This is a genomic window from Marinobacter sp. MBR-99 (assembly GCF_040547575.1).
In the GTDB taxonomy this organism is placed as follows: Bacteria; Pseudomonadota; Gammaproteobacteria; order Pseudomonadales; family Oleiphilaceae; genus Marinobacter.
Genome location: NZ_JBEPPY010000007.1, coordinates 141,493 through 161,015 on the forward strand (window position 1 = coordinate 141,493; position 19,523 = coordinate 161,015).

Below are 19,523 nucleotides of genomic sequence, written 5' to 3' on the forward strand. Positions count from 1 at the left end.
ATGGTTGGTCGATCAATAGCCATATCAAAAATTTTTGATATAGATTTATGGCTTTGTGAAATCAGTTGCTTTGGTGAGTTTGTGCCGCCGCCATCGGAAAACCACTACATATGGATTTGCCCCGGCATACCGTAATCGGCGAAAATACGCGCCTTCTTTTTGAGCAGTTTTTGCAGCTTGAATTCTTTTCCTGAAAAACACTGGAGAATAGTCAATGTCGTCCCGTAAAGATCTCGCCAACGCCATTCGCGCGCTGAGCATGGATGCGGTTCAGAAAGCCAAGTCCGGCCACCCGGGTGCGCCCATGGGTATGGCGGATATCGCCGAGGTACTGTGGAACGATTACCTCAGCCACAACCCGGCCAACCCTCAGTGGGCCAACCGTGACCGTTTTGTGCTGTCTAACGGCCACGGTTCCATGCTGCAGTATTCGCTGCTGCACCTGAGCGGGTACGACGTTTCCATTGACGACATCAAGAACTTCCGTCAGCTGCACTCCAAGACTCCGGGCCACCCGGAATACGGCTACACCCCGGGCATCGAGACCACCACCGGCCCGCTGGGGCAGGGCATTGCCAATGCCGTGGGTTTCGCATTGGCCGAGAAATCCCTGGCGGTCCAGTTCAACCGCCCGGGGCATGAGATTGTTGACCACTACACCTACGCCTTCCTGGGCGATGGCTGCCTGATGGAAGGCATCTCCCACGAAGTCGCCTCCCTGGCCGGTACTTTGGGCCTGGGTAAACTGGTGTTCTTCTACGACGACAACGGCATTTCCATTGATGGTGAGGTAGAAGGCTGGTTCACCGACGACACGCCCAAGCGTTTCGAATCCTACGGCTGGCAGGTTATTCCGAACGTGGATGGCCACGATGCCGACGCCATTCGTGCCGCCATTGAAGCGGCCCGTGCCAATACCGATCAGCCCACCATCATCTGCTGCAAGACCATCATTGGCTTTGGTTCCCCCAATAAACAGGGCAAGGAAGATTGCCACGGCGCCCCCCTGGGCGACGATGAAATCGCCCTGACCCGGGAAGCGCTGGGCTGGCAGCACGGTCCGTTCGACGTTCCGTCTGAAATTTATGCAGCCTGGGATGCCAAAGAAAAAGGCGCCGCTGCCCAGAAAGCGTGGGAAGAGAAATTCGCCGCCTACGAAAAAGCCGAGCCGGAACTGGCTGCTGAGTTCAAGCGCCGTATGGCCGGCGAGCTGCCGGCGGATTTCGCCGAGAAAGCCCAGGCTTATATCCAGGAGTGTCAGGACAAGGGCGACACCATTGCCTCCCGTAAGGCTTCCCAGAACACCCTGAACGCCTATGGCCCGCTGCTGCCGGAACTGATGGGTGGCTCCGCCGACCTGGCCGGTTCCAACCTGACCATCTGGTCTGGCTGCAAAGGCGTGACCAAAGACGACGCTTCCGGCAACTACATCTATTACGGTGTGCGTGAGTTCGGCATGGCCGCCATTATGAACGGCATCGCCCTGCACGGCGGTTTTGTTCCCTACGGCGCCACCTTCCTGATCTTCATGGAATACTGCCGCAACGCGGTACGCATGGCCGCTCTGATGAAGCAGCGCTCCATCTTTGTCTTCACCCACGACTCCATTGGTCTGGGCGAAGACGGCCCCACGCACCAGCCCATTGAGCAGATGGCCAGCCTGCGCACCACGCCTAACATGAGCATGTGGCGCCCGGCCGACACCGTGGAATCGGCGGTAGCCTGGAAAGCCGCCCTCGAGCGCAACGACGGTCCCACCGCCATGGTGTTCTCCCGTCAGAACCTGCCGCACCAGCAGCGCGACGCGGAGCAGCTGGCCAACGTTGCCAAGGGTGGCTACGTGCTGTCTGACAGCAAAGGCACCCCGGAGCTGATCCTGATTGCCACCGGTTCTGAAGTGGCCCTGGCTCAGGACGTTGCCGCCAAGCTGCGCGAGCAGGGCAAGGCCGTGCGCGTGGTGTCCATGCCGTCTACCGATGTGTTTGATGCCCAGAGCGCCGAGTACAAGCAACAGGTGCTGCCGTTGGAAGTCACCAACCGCATCGCCATCGAAGCCGGCATTGCTGATTACTGGTACAAGTACGTTGGCCTGGACGGCCGTGTTGTGGGTATGACCACCTTCGGTGAGTCTGCGCCGGCTGGCGAGCTGTTCAAGGAATTCGGCTTTACCGTCGAAAACATCCTGGAAGTGGCTGACGAACTGCTGGACGCCTGATGACCAACTCAACGCCGTTTCGCATCGCCATCAACGGGTACGGCCGCATAGGCCAGTGCGTGTTGCGGGCACTCTATGAAAACGGCTATCGCGACCATCTGCAGGTGGTCGCGATCAACGAGTTGTCGGATATCGACACCATTGCTCATCTCACCAAATACGACTCTACCCACGGGCGGTTTCACGGTGAGGTGGCGGTGGATGGCGATAACCTGGTAGTCAACGGCGATCGCATCCGGGTGCTGCGCCACCCGGACCCAAGTGACCTGCCCTGGCGTTTGCTGGACGTAGACCTGGTGCTGGAATGCTCTGGCGCGTACTCCGACCGCGCCACAGCGGAGAAACACATTCAGGCTGGCGCCCAACGCCTGCTGTTTTCCCAGCCAGGCGAATCCGATGTGGACCGCACCGTGGTGTTCGGGATCAACGACGACCAACTGAATGCTGAGGATGTGATTGTGGCTGCGGGCTCCTGCACCACCAACTGCCTGGTGCCGGTGATCAAGGTACTGGACTACGCCTTCGGTGTGGAGCAGGGCAGTACCACTACCATTCACGCCGCCATGAACGACCAGCCGGTGATCGATGCCTACCACCACCAGGACCTGCGCCGCACCCGCAGCGCGCTTCATAATATCGTACCTGTAGACACAGGCCTGGCCCGTGGCATAGAGCGTTTGTTACCCCATATGGAAGGTCGCTTCAGCTCGGTTGCCATGCGCGTGCCAACACTCAATGTCTCTGCTATAGACATGGTGGTGAATGTACGCGAGGCCACCGATGTAACAGCGGTGAACCAGCTATTGCAGAACGCCGCAAAGGGTGGCCTGAAAGGCATCCTCGGTTACACCGACGAACTGCTGGCCAGTTCTGACTTCAACCACGACGCCCATTCCGGCGTGGTAGACGGCGGCCAGACCCGAGTCACCGGCGGCACCATGGTGAAGGTACTCTGCTGGTTCGACAACGAATGGGGCTTCGCCAACCGGATGCTGGATGTCAGCCAGGCGTGGCTAACCAAAACCTGAAGGCTACAAAGGGGCCTGACCTTTCACCCAGCCCCGACGGATACAAAGGGGTCTGACCCCGAACGGGGTCAGACCCCACCCAAATTTAACTATTTGAATCTGTGAACCCATAACTACGGAACCTGATTATGGCCATCAAAAAAATGACTGACCTGAACCTCGCCGGCAAGCGGGTTCTGATTCGTGAAGACCTCAACGTACCGGTCAAAAACGGCAAAGTCTCCAGCGACGCCCGCATCCGCGCCTCGCTGCCGACCATCCAAGCCGCCAAAGACGCCGGCGCCAAAGTCATGCTGATGTCCCACCTCGGCCGCCCCGAAGAAGGCGTATACGACGAAGCCTCCTCCATGAAGCCGGTTGCCGAGCACCTGAGCACCCTGCTGGGCCAGGAAGTGCGCCTGATCAAAGACTACCTCGACGGCGTTGAAGTCGCCGACGGCGAAGTGGTGCTGTTCGAAAACGTTCGCTTCAACAAAGGCGAAAAGAAAGACAACGAAGACCTGGCCAAACAATACGCCGCCCTGTGCGACGTCTACGTAATGGACGCCTTCGGCACCGCCCACCGCGCCCAGGCTTCTACCCACGGTGTTGCCAAATTCGCCCCCGAAGCTTGCGCCGGCCCGCTGCTGGCGGCCGAACTGGAAGCCCTCGGCAAAGCCCTCGACAACCCGGCCAAGCCAGTGGTTGCCATCGTCGGTGGCTCCAAAGTCTCCACCAAACTGGACGTACTCAACGCCCTGGAAAAAGTGTGTGACCAGATCATCGTCGGCGGCGGCATCGCCAACACCTTCCTGGCGGCCGCTGGCCACCCGGTAGGCAAATCCCTGTGCGAACACGACCTGGTCGACACCGCCAAAGACATCGCCAGCCGCGTGGAGATTCCGCTGCCGGTTGATGTAGTGGTCGCCAGCGAATTCGCCGAAACCGCCACCGCAACCGTCAAGAACATCTCAGACGTCAGCGACGACGACATGATCCTCGACGTAGGCCCGGAAACCGCCGGCCAGTTCGCCAACCTGCTCAAGAGCGCCAAAACCATCCTGTGGAACGGCCCGGTCGGCGTATTCGAATTCGACCAGTTCGGCAACGGCACCAAAGCATTGGCTGAAGCCATCGCCGAAAGCGACGCCTTCTCCCTGGCAGGCGGCGGCGACACCGTCGCGGCCGTTGACAAATACGGCATAGCTGACAAGATCTCCTACATCTCAACCGGCGGCGGCGCGTTCCTGGAATTCGTGGAAGGTAAAACCCTGCCGGCAGTAGCCGTACTGGAAGAGCGCGGAGCGTAATCAACAAAGCGATTCTGAGAGAAACCCGCACAGGGCCAGAATCGCAAGGAGGGTGGGGTAGGTCTTTCGCGGAATTTCGAAGGCCAGGGATGGCCTGAGAGAAGCGCACATGGATGTGCTCGTAGCGGTTCCGCGAAAGACCTACCCCACCCTCCGCAGCAGACTCAAAAGTCTGAAACGAACAGAATTCAAACCTCAAAAAGTCAACGAAGGAGACAACCCATGGCCCTGATATCGCTGCGGCAACTTCTGGACCACGCCGCCGAGCATGGTTACGGTGTGCCAGCCTTTAACGTAAACAACCTCGAACAAATGCGCGCCATCATGGAAGCCGCCGACAAAACCGACTCCCCGGTGATTGTCCAGGCCTCCGCCGGTGCCCGCAAATACGCCGGTGCACCCTTCCTGCGCCACCTCATCTTGGCCGCCATCGAAGAATGGCCGCACATCCCGGTGGTTATGCACCAGGACCACGGCACCAGCCCGTCCGTGTGCCAGCGCTCCATCCAGCTCGGCTTCAGCTCCGTCATGATGGACGGCTCACTGGGTGAAGACGGCAAAACCCCGACCAGCTACGAATACAACGTAGACGTCACCCGTCGCACCGTCGAAATGGCCCACGCCTGTGGTGTGTCCGTAGAAGGCGAGCTGGGTTGCCTGGGCTCCCTCGAAACCGGCCAGGCCGGTGAAGAAGACGGCATCGGCGCCGAAGGTACCCTGGACCACAGCCAGATGCTGACCGACCCGGAAGAAGCTGCAGACTTCGTCAAGAAGACTCACGTGGATGCCCTGGCCATCGCCATCGGCACCAGCCACGGCGCCTACAAGTTCACCCGTCCGCCGACTGGTGACATCCTGGCCATCGAGCAAATCAAAGCCATCCACAAGCGCATTCCAGATACCCACCTGGTCATGCACGGCTCAAGCTCCGTACCCCAGGAATGGCTGAAGGTCATCAACGAATTTGGTGGCGAGATCCCGGAAACCTACGGTGTGCCGGTTGAAGAAATCGTCGAAGGCATCAAGCACGGCGTTCGCAAGGTCAACATCGACACCGACCTGCGTCTCGCCAGTACCGGTGCTGTTCGTCGTTTCATGGCCCAGAACCCGGCCGAATTCGACCCGCGCAAATTCCTCAAGGCCACCATGGTTGCCATGACCGATATCTGCGTAGCCCGCTACGAAGCCTTCGGCTGCGCCGGCCAGGCCAGCAAGATCAAGCCACTGAACCTCGAGCAGATGTTCGAGCGTTATGAGGCTGGCGAGCTGGACCCTAAGGTTAAGTAAGCTGCACAAAAAAGCCCCCGCGAGTCGGGGGCTTTTTTCTTGGGTTGGTGAAAACCACCCGTTGATGATGGTTCAGGTAGTGCCAATTCAGCCCCGCAATCCTCCCACCAGCTTGTCGATGCTTTCCTTGGCATCCCCGAACAACATACGGGCGTTGTCCTTGAAGAACAGCGGGTTCTCCACCCCGGAATAACCGGTGGCCATGCCCCGCTTGAGAATCACCACCTGGTGAGCTTTCCAGACCTCCAGCACCGGCATGCCGGCAATCGGGCTGCCCGGGTCTTCGGCGGCGGCTGGGTTCACCGTGTCGTTGGCGCCGATCACCAGGACTACGTCGGTGTCCGGGAAGTCGTCGTTGATCTCGTCCATTTCCAGCACGATGTCATAGGGCACGTGGGCCTCGGCCAGTAACACGTTCATATGCCCCGGCAGGCGGCCGGCCACCGGGTGGATGCCGAAGCGCACGTTGACGCCCCGGTCCCGAAGGATCTTGGTCATTTCGCTGACGCCATTCTGGGCCTGGGCCACCGCCATGCCATAACCGGGCACGATGATCACCGACTGGGCGTTGCGCAGTTCCTCACAGACGTCATCGACACTGGATTCGTGCACGGTCTGGTCGGAATCGGCGGCCGCCGAACTGCTGCTGGTCTGGCCGAAGCCACCAAGAATCACGCTGATGAACGAGCGGTTCATGGCCTTGCACATGATGTAGCTGAGAATGGCACCGCTACTGCCCACCAAGGCACCCACAACAATCAGCAGGTCGTTGCCCAGCATGAAACCTATGGAAGCGGCGGCCCACCCGGAGTAGCTGTTGAGCATGGAAACCACTACCGGCATGTCGGCGCCGCCGATGGCCATGATCAGGTGAATGCCGAGGACCGAGGCGATGATGGTCATCAGGATCAGGGCGACAATGCCCAGGGCCATGCTCTCGGTACCCAGGAACCATGCCCCGAGGAACACGCAGACAATGATCGCTGCCAGGTTCATCAGGTGCCGGCCGGGCAGGGTCAGTGCCTTGCTGTCGATTCGGCCGTCCAGTTTGCCGCAGGCCACCAGTGAGCCGGTGAAGGTGATGGCACCGATGAAAATGCCCAAATATATCTCCACCAGCTTGATGGTGTGCTCGGTGCCGGAGGTGGCAATCAACGGCTCGATATAGCCGGAGAAGCCCACCAGCACCGCTGCCAGGCCCACGAAACTGTGGAGTAGGGCCACCAGCTGCGGCATCTGGGTCATTTCCACCTTGTTGGCGATGGGAATACCAATGCCGACGCCAAGCAACACCGCAATAACAATGGCGTTGATGCCCCCATCCACGCTGGCCAGGGTGGCCCCCACCGCGATGATAATGCCGGCGACGCCATAGAGATTACCGCGCCGAGCCGATTCCTGGTGGCTAAGGCCACCCAGGCTGAGAATGAAACAGATACTTGCGACCACGTAGGCCACGCTCACCAGTCCGGTACTCATATCGGGCGTCTCCTACTTGCGGAACATTTTGAGCATGCGATGGGTGACCCGGAAGCCGCCGCCCACGTTGATGCTGGCAATCAGCACCGCGACAAAGGCCATGATGCCGACGGCAATATTCTCCGCCTGGGCCAGATGCAGAATGGCACCGATCACGATGATGCCGCTGATGGCATTGGTGACGCTCATCAGGGGTGTATGCAGGGAAGGCGTAACGTTCCAGATCACCTGCCAGCCAATGAAGCAGGCCAGCACAAACACGGTGAAGTGTTGCAGGAAGCTTTCCGGCGCGTGGGCACCGACTCCGTAGAGTGCCAGTGCGGTGACCACGAACAGCACGCTCTTACCGATCACGCTGCGGCGGTCGGCCTTCTTTTTGGCGGCGGCTTTTGCTTCGGCTGAAGGCTCCTCGGTGCCCGGTGCCGGTTTGGGGCTGACCGGCGATTCCGGTTTTGGGGGTGGCCAGGTGATGTCGTCCTCGTGCACGACCGTCAGGCCACGGATGACTTCGTCATCCATGTTCACCACTGGCTGGCCGTCCTTCTCAGGCGTGAGCTCGGTGAGCAGGTGCACCAGGTTTGTGGCATACAGATCACTGGCCACCTTGGCCATCCGGCTTGGCAAGTCGGTGTAGCCGATCAGGGTGACGCCATGATGATGGGCCACCTTGCCGGGTTCGGTCAGTTCGCAGTTACCACCCCGCTCGGACGCCAAGTCGACAATCACGCTGCCGGGCTTCATGGATTTCACCATCTCGGCGGTGATCAGTTTCGGTGCCGGTTTGCCGGGAATCAGGGCGGTGGTGATGATGATATCCACCTCTTCCGCCTGCTCTGCAAACAGCGCCATCTCCGCCTTGATGAACTCGTCGCTCATCTGCTTGGCGTAGCCGCCGCTGCCGCTGCCATCCTCATCATCGAAGTCCAGAACCAGGAACTCGGCCCCCATGCTCTCGACCTGTTCCTTCACCTCCAGACGGGTATCGAAAGCCCGCACGATAGCGCCCATGCTGTTGGCCGCGCCGATCGCCGCGAGGCCTGCCACGCCGGCACCGATGACCATGATTTTCGCCGGTGGCACCTTGCCTGCGGCAGTGACCTGACCGGTAAAGAACCGCCCGAAGTGATTGGCCGCTTCGATCACTGCCCGATAGCCGGCAATATTCGCCATGGCACTGAGGGCGTCCATCTTCTGGGCGCGGCTGATGCGGGGGAGGCTGTCGATGGCAAAAGACGTGATCTTTCGGGCGGCCAGCTTCTCGAGCAGGTCCGGATTCTGGGCCGGCCAGATGTAGCTGACCAGAAACGCGCCCTCCTTCATCAGATCCGCTTCGTGTTTGCCCAGGGCCGGATGCTCCATGGGCGCCCGGACTTTCAGGATAAAATCGGATTCTTTCCACAACATGGTGGTGTCAGCGGCGATGGCCGCACCCACTTTCTCATAGGCGGCGTCGGAGTAGTTCGCTGCCTCGCCGGCGCCGCCTTCGACGATGACGTCGTAACCAAGTCCGATTAACTTGTGAACGGAGGGCGGCGTTGCGGCCACCCGCCGCTCGTCTTCAAAGATTTCCTTGGGGATACCGATTTTCATTATTGGTTTGCCTCCGGATTTCCCGATCAATCAGTTCTCTGGATACCTACATACTAGTGCAGGTTGTCAGATTCGCTCGCCCAGCTACTCCCGAACAAGGGCTCGGGCTTTACTGAGGATCCGGAGAGCGTTCGTACCTGTATCGAGGATTGTTTGCGTTTTGGCCTGGATGGCCAATACTTGAAGGCATGGTTTTGCCGATGTTGGCCAAGGATGCCCTCCAATGAAGCTGTTTCACTGCGGCCGTTGCGCCAATCTGCTTTATTTCGAAAACAGTCGTTGCACCAGTTGCGGGGCGGATCTGGGCTTTGCTCCGGATGTTATGGACTTGCTGGCAATCGAGCCCGAAGGCCATGCCACCTGGGCGAGTGTCGCCAGTGGTAACCTCTATCGGCTGTGTGGCAATTATCAGAATCAGCGAGCCTGTAACTGGCTGATTCCTGAAACCGATCCCCACAGCTTCTGCGTTGCCTGTCGCCTGAATCGCACCATCCCCGACCTGAGTATCCAGAAAAACAACGATCTCTGGCGGCGCCTCGAGAAAGAGAAGCGGCGCCTTGTATATTCAGTGTTGCGCCTCCAGTTGCCCTGCGAGCCCCGGAATGAAGATCAGTTCGGGCTGGCGTTCGATTTTCTCGCCGATCAGCCGGCCGTGTTTGATGAACGATTGAAGGTCAAAACTGGCCATGCCAATGGCGTGATCACCATGAATATTGCCGAGGCGGACCCGGTGGAGCGGGAGCGGATGCGAAGCCAGATGGCTGAGCCTTACCGCACTGTTTTGGGGCATTTTCGTCACGAATCCGGCCATTACTACTGGGATCTGCTGGTCCGGAGTGGTCCATGGTTGGGGAGAGTCAGGGAGCTGTTTGGTGATGATGCCAGGGACTATCGGCAAGCCCTGGACCAGCATTATCAGTGCGGCCCGCCCGGTGACTGGCAAAGCTGGTACATCAGCGCCTATGCCAGCAGCCATGCCTGGGAAGACTGGGCTGAAACCTGGGCACATTACCTGCATATGGTGGATACACTGGAAACTGCCTGGCAGTTCGGGATGCGTTTGAATGCCGTGCAGAGCCCGCCGATGGACAGCGAACCGGATCCTGCGTTTGACCCCTATCGGGCTGACGATTTCGATGCGCTGATAAAGCATTGGCTGCCTTTGACACTTGCGCTCAACAGCCTGAACCGAAGCATGGGGCATGAGGACGCCTACCCCTTTGTGCTTCCGCCTCCGGTGGTGGAAAAGCTCCGACTGGTGCACAGAATCGCTCACGGTGGTTAATGAAAGGATCCTGAATGAAAAAGAATAAAACGATTGACTGGAAAAACTACGATCCCAACGACTTCTACGACGAGTTGATCGCTGCCAAAGGCAAGCCCAGGCGCGCGGCCACGGCGATTACTGACTACCTTGGCAATCTTGGTTCTGAAGAGATCCAGGCGCGACAACAGGCTGCCGAACTGGCCATTTTGGAGATGGGTATCAGCTTCACCATCTACAGCGAGGGTGAGAATATCGACCGGGCCTGGCCTTTTGACATCATTCCCCGGGTGATCTCGCTCCGGGAGTGGGAAACCATTGAGCAGGGCCTGGCGCAGCGCCTGACGGCCCTCAATATGTTCATCAACGACATCTACAACGACCAGAACATCGTCAAGGACAAGGTGATCCCCAAGTATGTGTTCGCCAACTCCAAGAACTTCCGCGAACAGTGCCGGGGTTTCACGCCACCCTTGGGAGTCTGGGCGCACATCTGCGGCTCGGATCTGGTGAGGGACAAAGACGGCAAAGTGTATGTTCTCGAGGATAACCTGCGGGTTCCTTCCGGTGTGTCCTACATGCTGGAGAACCGCCAGTTGACGAAACGGGTGTTCCCGGAACTGTTCGAAAACACCAGCATCCTGCCGGTGGATGATTACACCAACCAGCTGTTCGATATGTTGGCGTCGATTTCTCCCAGGCCTCAGGATCATCCAAGAATTGCGGTACTCACTCCGGGTATTTTCAACTCCGCCTATTTCGAGCATTCCTTTCTGGCCCAGCGCATGGGTGCCGAACTGGTGGAAGGTGCCGATCTGGTGGTTGGCGAGGACGACTGTGTCTACATGCGGACAGTGGAAGGGCTTGAGCGGGTGGATGTGATCTACCGGCGCATTGATGACGATTTTCTGGACCCGGAGGAATTCCGTGCCGATTCCACCCTGGGCGTGCCGGGCCTGATGCGGGCCTGGCGCAATGGCAAGGTTGGCCTGGCCAATGCGCCCGGTGCCGGCGTGGCCGATGACAAAGTCATCTACGCCTTTGTGCCGGACATGATCCGCTACTACCTGGATGAGGAGCCGATCATCCCGAACGTGCCCACCTATATGTGTGTGAACAAACAGGATCAGGAGTATGTGCTTGAACACCTGGATGAACTGGTGGTCAAGCCAGCCAATGAGTCCGGGGGCTACGGCATGCTGGTGGGGCCGCATTCCACCAAGAAACAGCGTACCGAGTTTGCACGCCTGATCAAGAAAAACCCGCGCAATTACATCGCCCAACCCACGCTCAGCCTGTCTGTCGCTCCAACTTTGTGCGACGAGGGCCTGGCCCCCCGTCATCTGGACCTGAGGCCCTTCGTGCTGCAGGGCGTTAGAACCTATGTGACTGCTGGCGGGCTTACGAGAGTGGCCATGCGCAAAGGCTCCCTGGTGGTGAATTCCTCTCAGGGCGGGGGAAGCAAGGATACCTGGATCGTGGACGAGGAGAATTGATGTGCTGTCACGCGTAGCGGAACGACTGTACTGGATGGCCAGATACCTCGAGCGGGCCGAGAACAACGCACGAATGATCATGGCCTTTAACTCCCTTGCACTGGACATGCCCAGGGAAACCGAATTGTCCTGGAAGGGGCTGGTGGAGGTTACCGGCATGGGCGCGTTGTTTGATCAGCATCATCAGAAGGCTGATGAACGCAACTGCGTGAAGTTTCTGATCGCGGATGCTTACAATCCGAGTTCCATAGCTTCCTGCATCAAAGCCGCCCGGGAGAATGTCCGTACGACTCGGGATCAGGTTCCGACCGATGCCTGGGAGGTGATCAACGAGCTTTACCGTTATGTTCAGGAGCATATAGACCAGGGGATTGGTAAACGGGCGAGATACGAATTCCTGAACGAGATCGTGGGCCGCTGCCAGATGCTCAATGGTCTGCTGGCCGGGTGTATGAGCCACGATACCGGGTACGATTTTATCCGGGTTGGCCGTAACCTCGAGCGGGCAGATATGGCCACCCGGCAGATTGAAGTGGGCGCCCTGCAGTTCCTGGATGGCTGGGATGGCACCGAAACCTATGGCGGACTGGTGTGGACCAGTGTCTTGCGGTATCAGAGCGCCTTCCAGATGTACCGTCACAATGTCCGGCGCAAGGTCAGCGGGCCCCAGGTTATTCGCTTTCTGCTGCAGAATGAACCGTTCCCCAGGTCCGTGCTGCATAGCCTTACCGAGGTGGCCAACGCTCTCGGTCGCCTGCCGAGGAACGAAATTCCGTTACGAACGGCTTTGCAGGCGGTACGCCACACCCGTGAGGGCGATGTGGATGCACTGATCCGCAAGGATGAGGGCATTCTGTTCCTGGAAAACCTGCAGTTGGAGATCGGTGAGCTTCACGAGGACATTGTAGAGACCTGGTTTCCTGTCTACGAGACAGCCTGAAACTCCCCATTTTATTCGCCTGCGAGATAGGTTCCATGTCGATTCATGTTGCCCTGAGCCACACCACCCACTATCGCTACGAGCGCCCGATAACACTGGGCCCGCAGATCATTCGGCTGCGCCCCTGTCCGCACGCGCGAACCCGGATCCTGAGCTACTCGCTGAAGGTGGAGCCAGAAGGTTATTTCCTTAACTGGCAACAGGACCCGCAGGCAAACTATCTGGCCCGCCTGGTGTTCCCGGAAAAAACCGGCGAGCTGAAGATCACGGTGGACCTGGTTGCCGAGATGGCCGTAATCAACCCGTTCGATTTCTTCCTGGAGCCCCGGGCAGAGACCATTCCGTTCGACTATGAGGAATGGCAGACGGCGGAGCTTGCACCGTATCTGCAGAAACTGCCGGAAACACCGGAATTCCGTAAGTGGATGGCGACCATAGATCGCAAGGAAACACCCAGCGTGGATTTCCTGGTGGGTGTGAATCAGCGTGTTGCCGATCGGATCGACTACCTGATCCGCATGGAGCCCGGTGTGCAGACTCCGGAAGAGACCCTGAAAAAAGGCTCCGGATCCTGTCGGGATTCCACCTGGTTGCTGGTTCAGACGCTTCGGCATCTCGGGCTGGCGGCGCGGTTCGTATCCGGCTACCTGATTCAGCTGAAGGCGGACCAGAAAGCGCTGGACGGCCCTTCGGGTGCCGAGGAAGACTTCACCGATCTGCACGCCTGGTGCGAAGTCTTTCTGCCGGGCGCCGGTTGGGTGGGGCTGGATCCCACCTCCGGTCTGTTTGCCGGAGAAGGGCATATTCCCCTGGCGTGTAGCCCGGATCCATCCTCCGCGGCGCCGATTACCGGCATGGTGGAGGATTGCGAGGTCGAATTCGAACATCAGATGGGCGTCCAGCGTATCTGGGAAGCACCGCGGGTCACCAAACCCTACACCGAAGCGCAGTGGCAACGCATCGTGGGTCTGGGCCATGAGGTGGACCAGCGACTGACCGAGCTTGATGTGCGCCTGACCCAGGGCGGCGAGCCCACCTTTGTGGCGAACCACGACCGGGACGAGCCGGAGTGGAACACCGAGGCCATGGGCCCCACCAAACGCAGGAAAGCCATCGAACTGTACCATCGCATGCGGGAGCGCTATGGCGCCGGCGGGCTGGTCCATTTTGGCCAGGGTAAATGGTATCCGGGCGAACCGCTGCCCCGGTGGTCCCTGAACTGCTTCTGGCGTCGGGACGGCGAAGCCATCTGGCAGGACGAGCGCTGGCTGGCGGACGAACGCACTGACAGCGGAGCCACGGCGGAGGCGGCCGAGCGCTTTATCCGGGGCCTGACCCGTGAGCTGGGCCTCGATACCAGGCAAGTGTTCCCGGCTTTTGAGGACGCCTTTTATTACCTCTGGCGCGAGCGGCGCCTGCCGGTCAACGTCGATCCCTTCGACTCCCGCCTGGACAATGCCCTGGAGCGGAAACAGCTACAGCAGATTTTCAGCCGGGGGCTGGATGAGCCCGTTGGCTACGTGCTGCCCCTGCGGGTCTCCGAAAAGGAACAGACGTGGGAAACGGGCCCCTGGTTCCTGCGCAGTGAGCGCTGTTACCTGGTGCCGGGCGGCTCCCCCATGGGTCACCGCCTGCCCCTGGACAGCCAGCCCTGGGTGGCGGAGGCGGATTACCCATGGATCCACCCGCAGGATCCATTTGCGCCCCGGGGCCCGTTGGCAAAAAACGAAGAAATCGGCCAGTGGAACAGCCGCGGACAGCGTGTCGAGCCCGGGGCGGAGCCGGAGGTGAGTGAACAGAAGGCGCCTGCAAAAGGGACGTCTTCTCCGGAGGTGGTCCGTACCGCCCTGTGCGTGGAGGCCAGGGAGGGCATACTGCGGGTATTCATGCCGCCCCTGGCCGAGCTTGAGCCCTACCTGGCGCTGGTGACCGCCATTGAGAAAACGGCTGCCTTGATGGAGCAACCCGTATTGCTGGAAGGCTATGAGCCGCCCTCAGACCCACGACTGAACCACTTCCGGATCACCCCGGACCCCGGCGTGATCGAAGTGAATGTGCAGCCGGTGGCCACCTGGGACGAACTGGTGGAGCAGACTGAATCCCTGTATGCCGATGCTTACCAGTGCCGCCTGACCTCCGAGAAATTCATGATGGATGGCCGCCATACCGGTACCGGCGGCGGTAACCATTTCGTGCTGGGGTCACGCAAGGCCGAGGATTCGCCGTTCCTGCGCCGCCCGGACCTACTGCGCAGCCTGATCAGCTATTGGCATAACCATCCCAGCCTGTCTTACCTGTTCTCGGGGCTGTTTATCGGTCCCAGCTCCCAGGCTCCGCGCATCGACGAGGCCCGCAACGATCACGTGTTCGAAATGGAGCTGGCCTTCAAGGAGATGGAGCGGTTATGCCCGGTGGGCAAAAAAGTCGTGCCATGGGTTGTTGATCGACTGCTCCGTGACCTGCTCACGGATGTGACCGGCAACACCCACCGGGCCGAATTCTGTATCGACAAGCTCTATTCTCCGGACGGCCCGGGTGGGCGTCACGGCCTGCTGGAATTGCGGGCCTTCGAGATGCCGCCTCACGCACGCATGAGCCTGACCCAGCAATTACTCTTGCGGGCGCTCGTTGCACGATTCTGGGAGCAGCCCTACAAGCCCAGCGGGCTGGTGCGCTGGGGTACCGAGCTGCACGACCGGTTCCTGCTGCCGCATTATGTGTGGCAGGATTTCGAGGATGTGATCGACGATATGAAAGCGCAGGGCTACCCGCTGGAGAGCGAATGGTTTGCCCCGCACTTCGAGTTCCGGTTCCCCAGGATTGGTGACTACAAAGTCAAAGGGATAACCCTTGAGCTGCGATCTGCCCTGGAGCCCTGGCACGTGACGGGTGAACATGGCGCCATTGGCGGCACCGCCCGCTATGTGGATTCCTCCCTCGAGCGGCTGCAGGTGAAGGTTCGTGGCGCCGCGCCGGATCGTTATCAGGTCACCTGCAATCAGGTGCCGTTGCCGCTCCAGCCTACCGGCATGGTCGGCGAATCGGTCGCCGGCATTCGTTACCGGGCCTGGCAGCCATCTCAGTGCCTGCACCCGACCATTGGCGTGGATGGCCCGCTGGTGTTCGATATCGTGGATACCTGGAACGAACGCAGCCTGGGAGGCTGTGAATATCACGTGACCCACCCCGGGGGCCGGAATTTCGAGACACTGCCGGTGAACTCGTTCGAAGCCGAAGGCCGGCGAATGGCGCGTTTTTTCCGAATGGGACACAGCTCCGGGCAACAGCCCCTGAGGCCGGTTCCGGAGCATCGGGAGTTTCCGTTTACCCTGGACCTCAGATATCACAAATAATATGTCTGAAGTCGTTGTTTGATGCTGGCTCCGGGGCGTATAAAGCGGCTATGCTTCCAGCTCACTGACTAACGGAGCCTGAATTCACGGTGGCGAAGCAGCGCGCAGTAACGGACATCCTCCGCCAGTACCACCCGGTACCGGATCGGTTTGATGAGCTTGGTTCCCAGGGTGCCGGGCCAAAGCCGCATTGGCGGCCGTTGCTGCAGCAGTTGAACCTTGAGTCTGTTGCCGGTCTCAATCTCAGGGCCCAGGCGGTTTCCAACGCGATCACCGAGGACGGCGTAACCTACAACGTCTACGAGGATCCCCGTGGTGACACCCGGCCCTGGGAAGTGGATCTGCTGCCACTGGTCCTGGGCGCGGATGAGTGGCAGTGGCTTTCGAAAGCGGTCGCCCAGCGAGCTGAGCTTCTGGACAGCGTTCTGGCCGATCTGTACGGCGATCAGTCGTTGCTCAAAGAAGGCTTGATGCCGCCGGCCCTGGTTTACGGCCAGCCGGGTTTCCAATGGCCCTGTCAGGGTATTCAACCTGTCAGTGGCCGGTTTCTTCACCTGTATGCGGTGGATCTGGCGCGAGCGCCGGACGGCGGCTGGTGGGTGATGGCGGACAGAACCCAGGCGCCATCGGGAGCGGGGTACGCCCTGCAAAACCGGCTGGTGATTTCCCGGGCTTTCCCGGCGCCCTTCCACAATCTGCCGGTAACCAACCTCTCGGAATTCTTCCAGGGTTTCCAGAACAGCCTGGCGGGAATGTCGCCAGCCGGAACCGAGTCGCCGCTTTGTGTGCTCCTGACCCCCGGCCGGTTCAACGAAACCTATTTCGAACACGTGTTCCTGGCTCGTTACCTGGGTTTGCCCCTGGTTGAGGGCCAGGATCTGACCGTGCGTGATGACACCGTCTACCTGAAAACACTCCAGGGCCTGCGGCGGGTGCACGCCATCTATCGCCGGCTGGACGATGGTTTCTGTGATCCGCTGGAGCTGCGCGCCGATTCTGTACTTGGAATTCCCGGCTTGCTGGGTGCGGTGCGGGCAGGCAAGGTGCTGATGGCGAATGCGTTGGGCTCCGGAGTACTTGAGAGTGCGGCGTTGTTCGGTTTCCTGCCGGAGATCTCGAAGAAGCTGCTGGGCTCTCCTCTGGTGATGCCGTCGGTAGCCTCGTGGTGGTGCGGAGAAAAGCCGGCCCTGGACTATGTGTTAGAGCACCTGGACGAACTGGTCATTAAACCGGCGTTCGCGAGTATGCGAATGGAGCCGGTATTTGGCTATCAGTTGAAGGGCAAAGAGCGGGAGGCCCTGATCAAGAAAATGCAGGCCCATCCCCATGCCTTTGTAGGGCAGGAGCTGGTTCACCTTTCGCAGGCGCCGGTCTGGAAAGGCGAGCGGGATCAGCCGTTGGCAACCCGGTCCATTGGCCTGCGACTGTTTGCGGCGGCCACGCCCTCCGGCTGGCGGGTCATGCCCGGCGGGCTGACTCGGGTAGCCATGGACGAGGGGGTAGAGGTTATCTCCATGCAACGGGGCGGGCTGTCGAAGGATACCTGGGTACAAGCGCGCTTCACGGCGCCGTCCAAGTCACTGATCAAGAAGCGGCTGCAGGTTTCGGACCTGCTCGAAGGAGAGCGGGATACGCCCTCCCGTGTGGGCGAGAATCTGTTCTGGATGGGCCGGCATTCTGAGCGGGCGGAGGGAACTGCCCGGTTACTCCGGGCCGCGTTCAACCGGCTTTCGGGTCACGATCAGGCCAGCGAGGAGGCCCTGTTCGGGTTGCAACAGGCGGCCGAGCAGTTCGGGACGCTGCCGGAACCGGAGGAGGACGCGGTGCCGGAGCCGCTTCCGGGAATGTTGCTCAGGGCGGTGAGTGATCTCAAGCTTCCGGGGTCGATTGCGTCGATTCTCCAGGCCTTGCTGTTCAACGCCAGCCAGGTTCGGGATCGCCTATCCTCGGACAACTGGCATACGCTCAATCGGGTGGGCAAGCCCCTCAGCCCGGCACCAGCTACGCCAGATCAGTCAATCCGGGCGTTGAATCTGGTGTTGCTGGACTGCATCTCCCTCGCTGGCTTTGCCATGGACGACATTACCCGGGATGCCAGTTGGGTGTTCCTGGTGATCGGTCGGCGTCTGGAACGGCTTGCCAATCTCTGTACGCTGATTTGTGTGCCGTTGTTCAGCGACCGGTTCAGTCGAAACGCCATGCTCGAGTGGCTGCTGGAAGTGGCCAACTCGGAAGTGACCTACCGAACCCGGTATCGACGGACGCCGGAGCTTCTTGGCGTACTTCACACCCTTGTGATCGACGAGAGCAACCCCCATTCAGTGATGTTCCAGCTTCGCCAGCTGCAGAAGGATCTGCCGGAGATGGGGCGGAAAACCGGTCAGCTGTTTCCGCCGGATCTGAACGAATCGCTGCATCGCCTGCAGGCATTGGATCTGTATCCATTTGAGCGCAAGCGCCCGGACAAAGCGTGCGAAGACCTGGCAGGGTTATTGTATGACATCCGGTCTGAGGCCTATCGTGTATCCGATGAAATCCAGCGGCAGTGTTTCATTCACACCCGGTATTCCGACCGGCCTGTGAAACCGGATTGAGGCGCCTGTCATGACATTTGTCCGTTACCATGTGCGTCATGAGACTCTATACCAGTACGATCAGGTGGTGGGGGAGTCCCATCATTTGCTGAGGCTTACGCCGCGGGCGCTGCCCTGGCAGAAGAATCTTGAACATCATCTGGCTATATCGCCCGAACCATCTGCAAGGCGTTCCTTCCTCGACTGTTTTGGAAACCGGATAACCAAGATTCATTTCACTGGTGACCACGAGTACCTGGAGATCATCAGCGAATTCTGGGTGGAACTGCGTGACCGGCCGAAACCTTCGGCAGCCGCTGCAAAAATCCCCTGGGAAACTGTGCGTGATAGCCTGCGTTACAGTGCGGACAGAACGTTTTCGCCGGAGCACCTTCAGGCCACGGCCTTCCGGTTTGTCTCCACCAATGTGCCCATTGACTCCCTCTACGCCGACTATGCCCGCGAGGCGTTTCGTCCGGGGCGGCCCCTGGTTGAGGCGGCGGATGCGCTAATGCGGATGATTCATCGGGACTTCCGCTTTGATGCGACGGCGACGGAAACCTTCACCCCGGTTGAGCAGGCGTTCAAGGCCCGTCGTGGGGTCTGCCAGGATTTCTCCCACATCATGATTGCCTGCCTGCGCTCGCTTGGCCTGGCGGCCCGTTACATGAGTGGTTATATCCTGACTCATCCGCCGGAGGGCAAGGAACGACTGGTCGGCGCCGATGCCACCCATGCCTGGGTGGCTGTGTTTGTGTCGGATTTCGGCTGGCTGGAGCTGGATCCCACCAATGCCCTGAGGCCGGATCTGGAGCACATTACCCTCGGTTGGGGCCGGGACTTTTCCGACATCACACCGATGCGGGGCGTTCTGCTGGGCGGTGGCGATCATGAACCGGAGATTGCGGTCACCGTGGTGCCCGAGGGGGAGTTTGCCTCCCTGTACGGCGACGGCGAAACCTATCTGGAAGAACTCTCCCCCTGACCGGGCGGCGGTTTGATTCCGGCG

The 19,523-nt window shown here is 59.8% G+C and carries 12 protein-coding genes; 10 read left to right on the forward strand and 2 right to left on the reverse strand.

The genetic code is table 11. From position 1 onward, the window contains the following. Positions 1-214: 214 nt before the first annotated feature. The 4 genes from tkt to fba all read left to right on the forward strand — a co-directional run bounded on the left by tkt (position 215) and on the right by fba (position 5,819). Positions 215-2,215: a transketolase gene (tkt, locus tag ABIE59_RS08165; RefSeq protein WP_354445887.1), complete on the forward strand. Its 2,001-nt coding sequence runs from the start codon at positions 215-217 to the stop codon at positions 2,213-2,215. Next, the gene (gene gap / locus ABIE59_RS08170; RefSeq protein WP_354445889.1) at positions 2,215-3,243 is read left to right on the forward strand and encodes a type I glyceraldehyde-3-phosphate dehydrogenase; all 1,029 of its coding nucleotides are present in this window, start codon (positions 2,215-2,217) and stop codon (positions 3,241-3,243) included. The genes tkt and gap overlap by 1 nt, the downstream gene beginning before the upstream one ends. Positions 3,244-3,371: 128 nt before the next feature. Beyond that, positions 3,372-4,532 carry a phosphoglycerate kinase gene (locus ABIE59_RS08175; protein WP_342631030.1) on the forward strand — a complete coding sequence of 387 codons (1,161 nt, stop codon included), beginning with the start codon at positions 3,372-3,374 and terminating at the stop codon, positions 4,530-4,532. Positions 4,533-4,754: 222 nt separating this feature from the next. Then, a complete protein-coding gene (gene fba, locus ABIE59_RS08180; protein WP_354445891.1) occupies positions 4,755-5,819 on the forward strand; it encodes a class II fructose-bisphosphate aldolase in 1,065 nt (354 codons plus the stop codon). Positions 5,820-5,906: 87 nt separating this feature from the next. Here the strand turns inward: fba and pntB are convergent, their stop codons facing one another. Both pntB and ABIE59_RS08190 read right to left on the reverse strand, forming a co-directional pair. Then, the gene (gene pntB, locus ABIE59_RS08185; protein WP_354445893.1) at positions 5,907-7,298 is read right to left on the reverse strand and encodes a Re/Si-specific NAD(P)(+) transhydrogenase subunit beta; all 1,392 of its coding nucleotides are present in this window, start codon (positions 7,296-7,298) and stop codon (positions 5,907-5,909) included. 12 nt (positions 7,299-7,310) lie between these two features. Further along, positions 7,311-8,888, reverse strand: coding sequence for a Re/Si-specific NAD(P)(+) transhydrogenase subunit alpha (locus tag ABIE59_RS08190; RefSeq protein ID WP_354445895.1), 1,578 nt, complete (start codon positions 8,886-8,888; stop codon positions 7,311-7,313). Positions 8,889-9,111: 223 nt separating this feature from the next. Between ABIE59_RS08190 and ABIE59_RS08195 the strand changes: the two genes are divergently transcribed. The 6 genes from ABIE59_RS08195 (at position 9,112) to ABIE59_RS08220 (ending at position 19,499) form a co-directional block, all read left to right on the forward strand. Further along, a complete protein-coding gene (locus ABIE59_RS08195) occupies positions 9,112-10,173 on the forward strand; it encodes a zinc-binding metallopeptidase family protein (protein ID WP_354445897.1) in 1,062 nt (353 codons plus the stop codon). 14 nt (positions 10,174-10,187) lie between these two features. Next, a complete protein-coding gene (locus tag ABIE59_RS08200) occupies positions 10,188-11,648 on the forward strand; it encodes a circularly permuted type 2 ATP-grasp protein (RefSeq protein ID WP_354445899.1) in 1,461 nt (486 codons plus the stop codon). 1 nt (position 11,649) lies between these two features. Beyond that, positions 11,650-12,588 (forward strand): alpha-E domain-containing protein, encoded by a 939-nt coding sequence (locus tag ABIE59_RS08205; protein WP_354445901.1) that lies wholly within the window; start codon positions 11,650-11,652, stop codon positions 12,586-12,588. Positions 12,589-12,623: 35 nt separating this feature from the next. After that, complete coding sequence (locus ABIE59_RS08210; protein ID WP_354445903.1) at positions 12,624-15,941, forward strand: transglutaminase family protein; 3,318 nt, start codon at positions 12,624-12,626, stop codon at positions 15,939-15,941. Between the two features lie 89 nt (positions 15,942-16,030). Next, positions 16,031-18,535 carry a circularly permuted type 2 ATP-grasp protein gene (locus tag ABIE59_RS08215; protein WP_354445905.1) on the forward strand — a complete coding sequence of 835 codons (2,505 nt, stop codon included), beginning with the start codon at positions 16,031-16,033 and terminating at the stop codon, positions 18,533-18,535. A gap of 10 nt (positions 18,536-18,545) precedes the next feature. Continuing rightward, complete coding sequence (locus tag ABIE59_RS08220; protein ID WP_354445907.1) at positions 18,546-19,499, forward strand: transglutaminase family protein; 954 nt, start codon at positions 18,546-18,548, stop codon at positions 19,497-19,499. The last annotated feature ends 24 nt before the right edge of the window (positions 19,500-19,523 follow it).

Bases quoted from the DNA above. Each gene is read 5' to 3' on its own strand.
- tkt (WP_354445887.1), top strand. From the start codon at position 215: ATGTCGTCCCGTAAAGATCTCGCCAACGCCATTCGCGCGCTGAGCATG.
- gap (WP_354445889.1), top strand. From the start codon at position 2,215: ATGACCAACTCAACGCCGTTTCGCATCGCCATCAACGGGTACGGCCGC.
- ABIE59_RS08175 (WP_342631030.1), top strand. From the start codon at position 3,372: ATGGCCATCAAAAAAATGACTGACCTGAACCTCGCCGGCAAGCGGGTT.
- fba (WP_354445891.1), top strand. From the start codon at position 4,755: ATGGCCCTGATATCGCTGCGGCAACTTCTGGACCACGCCGCCGAGCAT.
- pntB (WP_354445893.1), bottom strand. From the start codon at position 7,298: ATGAGTACCGGACTGGTGAGCGTGGCCTACGTGGTCGCAAGTATCTGT.
- ABIE59_RS08190 (WP_354445895.1), bottom strand. From the start codon at position 8,888: ATGAAAATCGGTATCCCCAAGGAAATCTTTGAAGACGAGCGGCGGGTG.
- ABIE59_RS08195 (WP_354445897.1), top strand. From the start codon at position 9,112: ATGAAGCTGTTTCACTGCGGCCGTTGCGCCAATCTGCTTTATTTCGAA.
- ABIE59_RS08200 (WP_354445899.1), top strand. From the start codon at position 10,188: ATGAAAAAGAATAAAACGATTGACTGGAAAAACTACGATCCCAACGAC.
- ABIE59_RS08210 (WP_354445903.1), top strand. From the start codon at position 12,624: ATGTCGATTCATGTTGCCCTGAGCCACACCACCCACTATCGCTACGAG.
- ABIE59_RS08220 (WP_354445907.1), top strand. From the start codon at position 18,546: ATGACATTTGTCCGTTACCATGTGCGTCATGAGACTCTATACCAGTAC.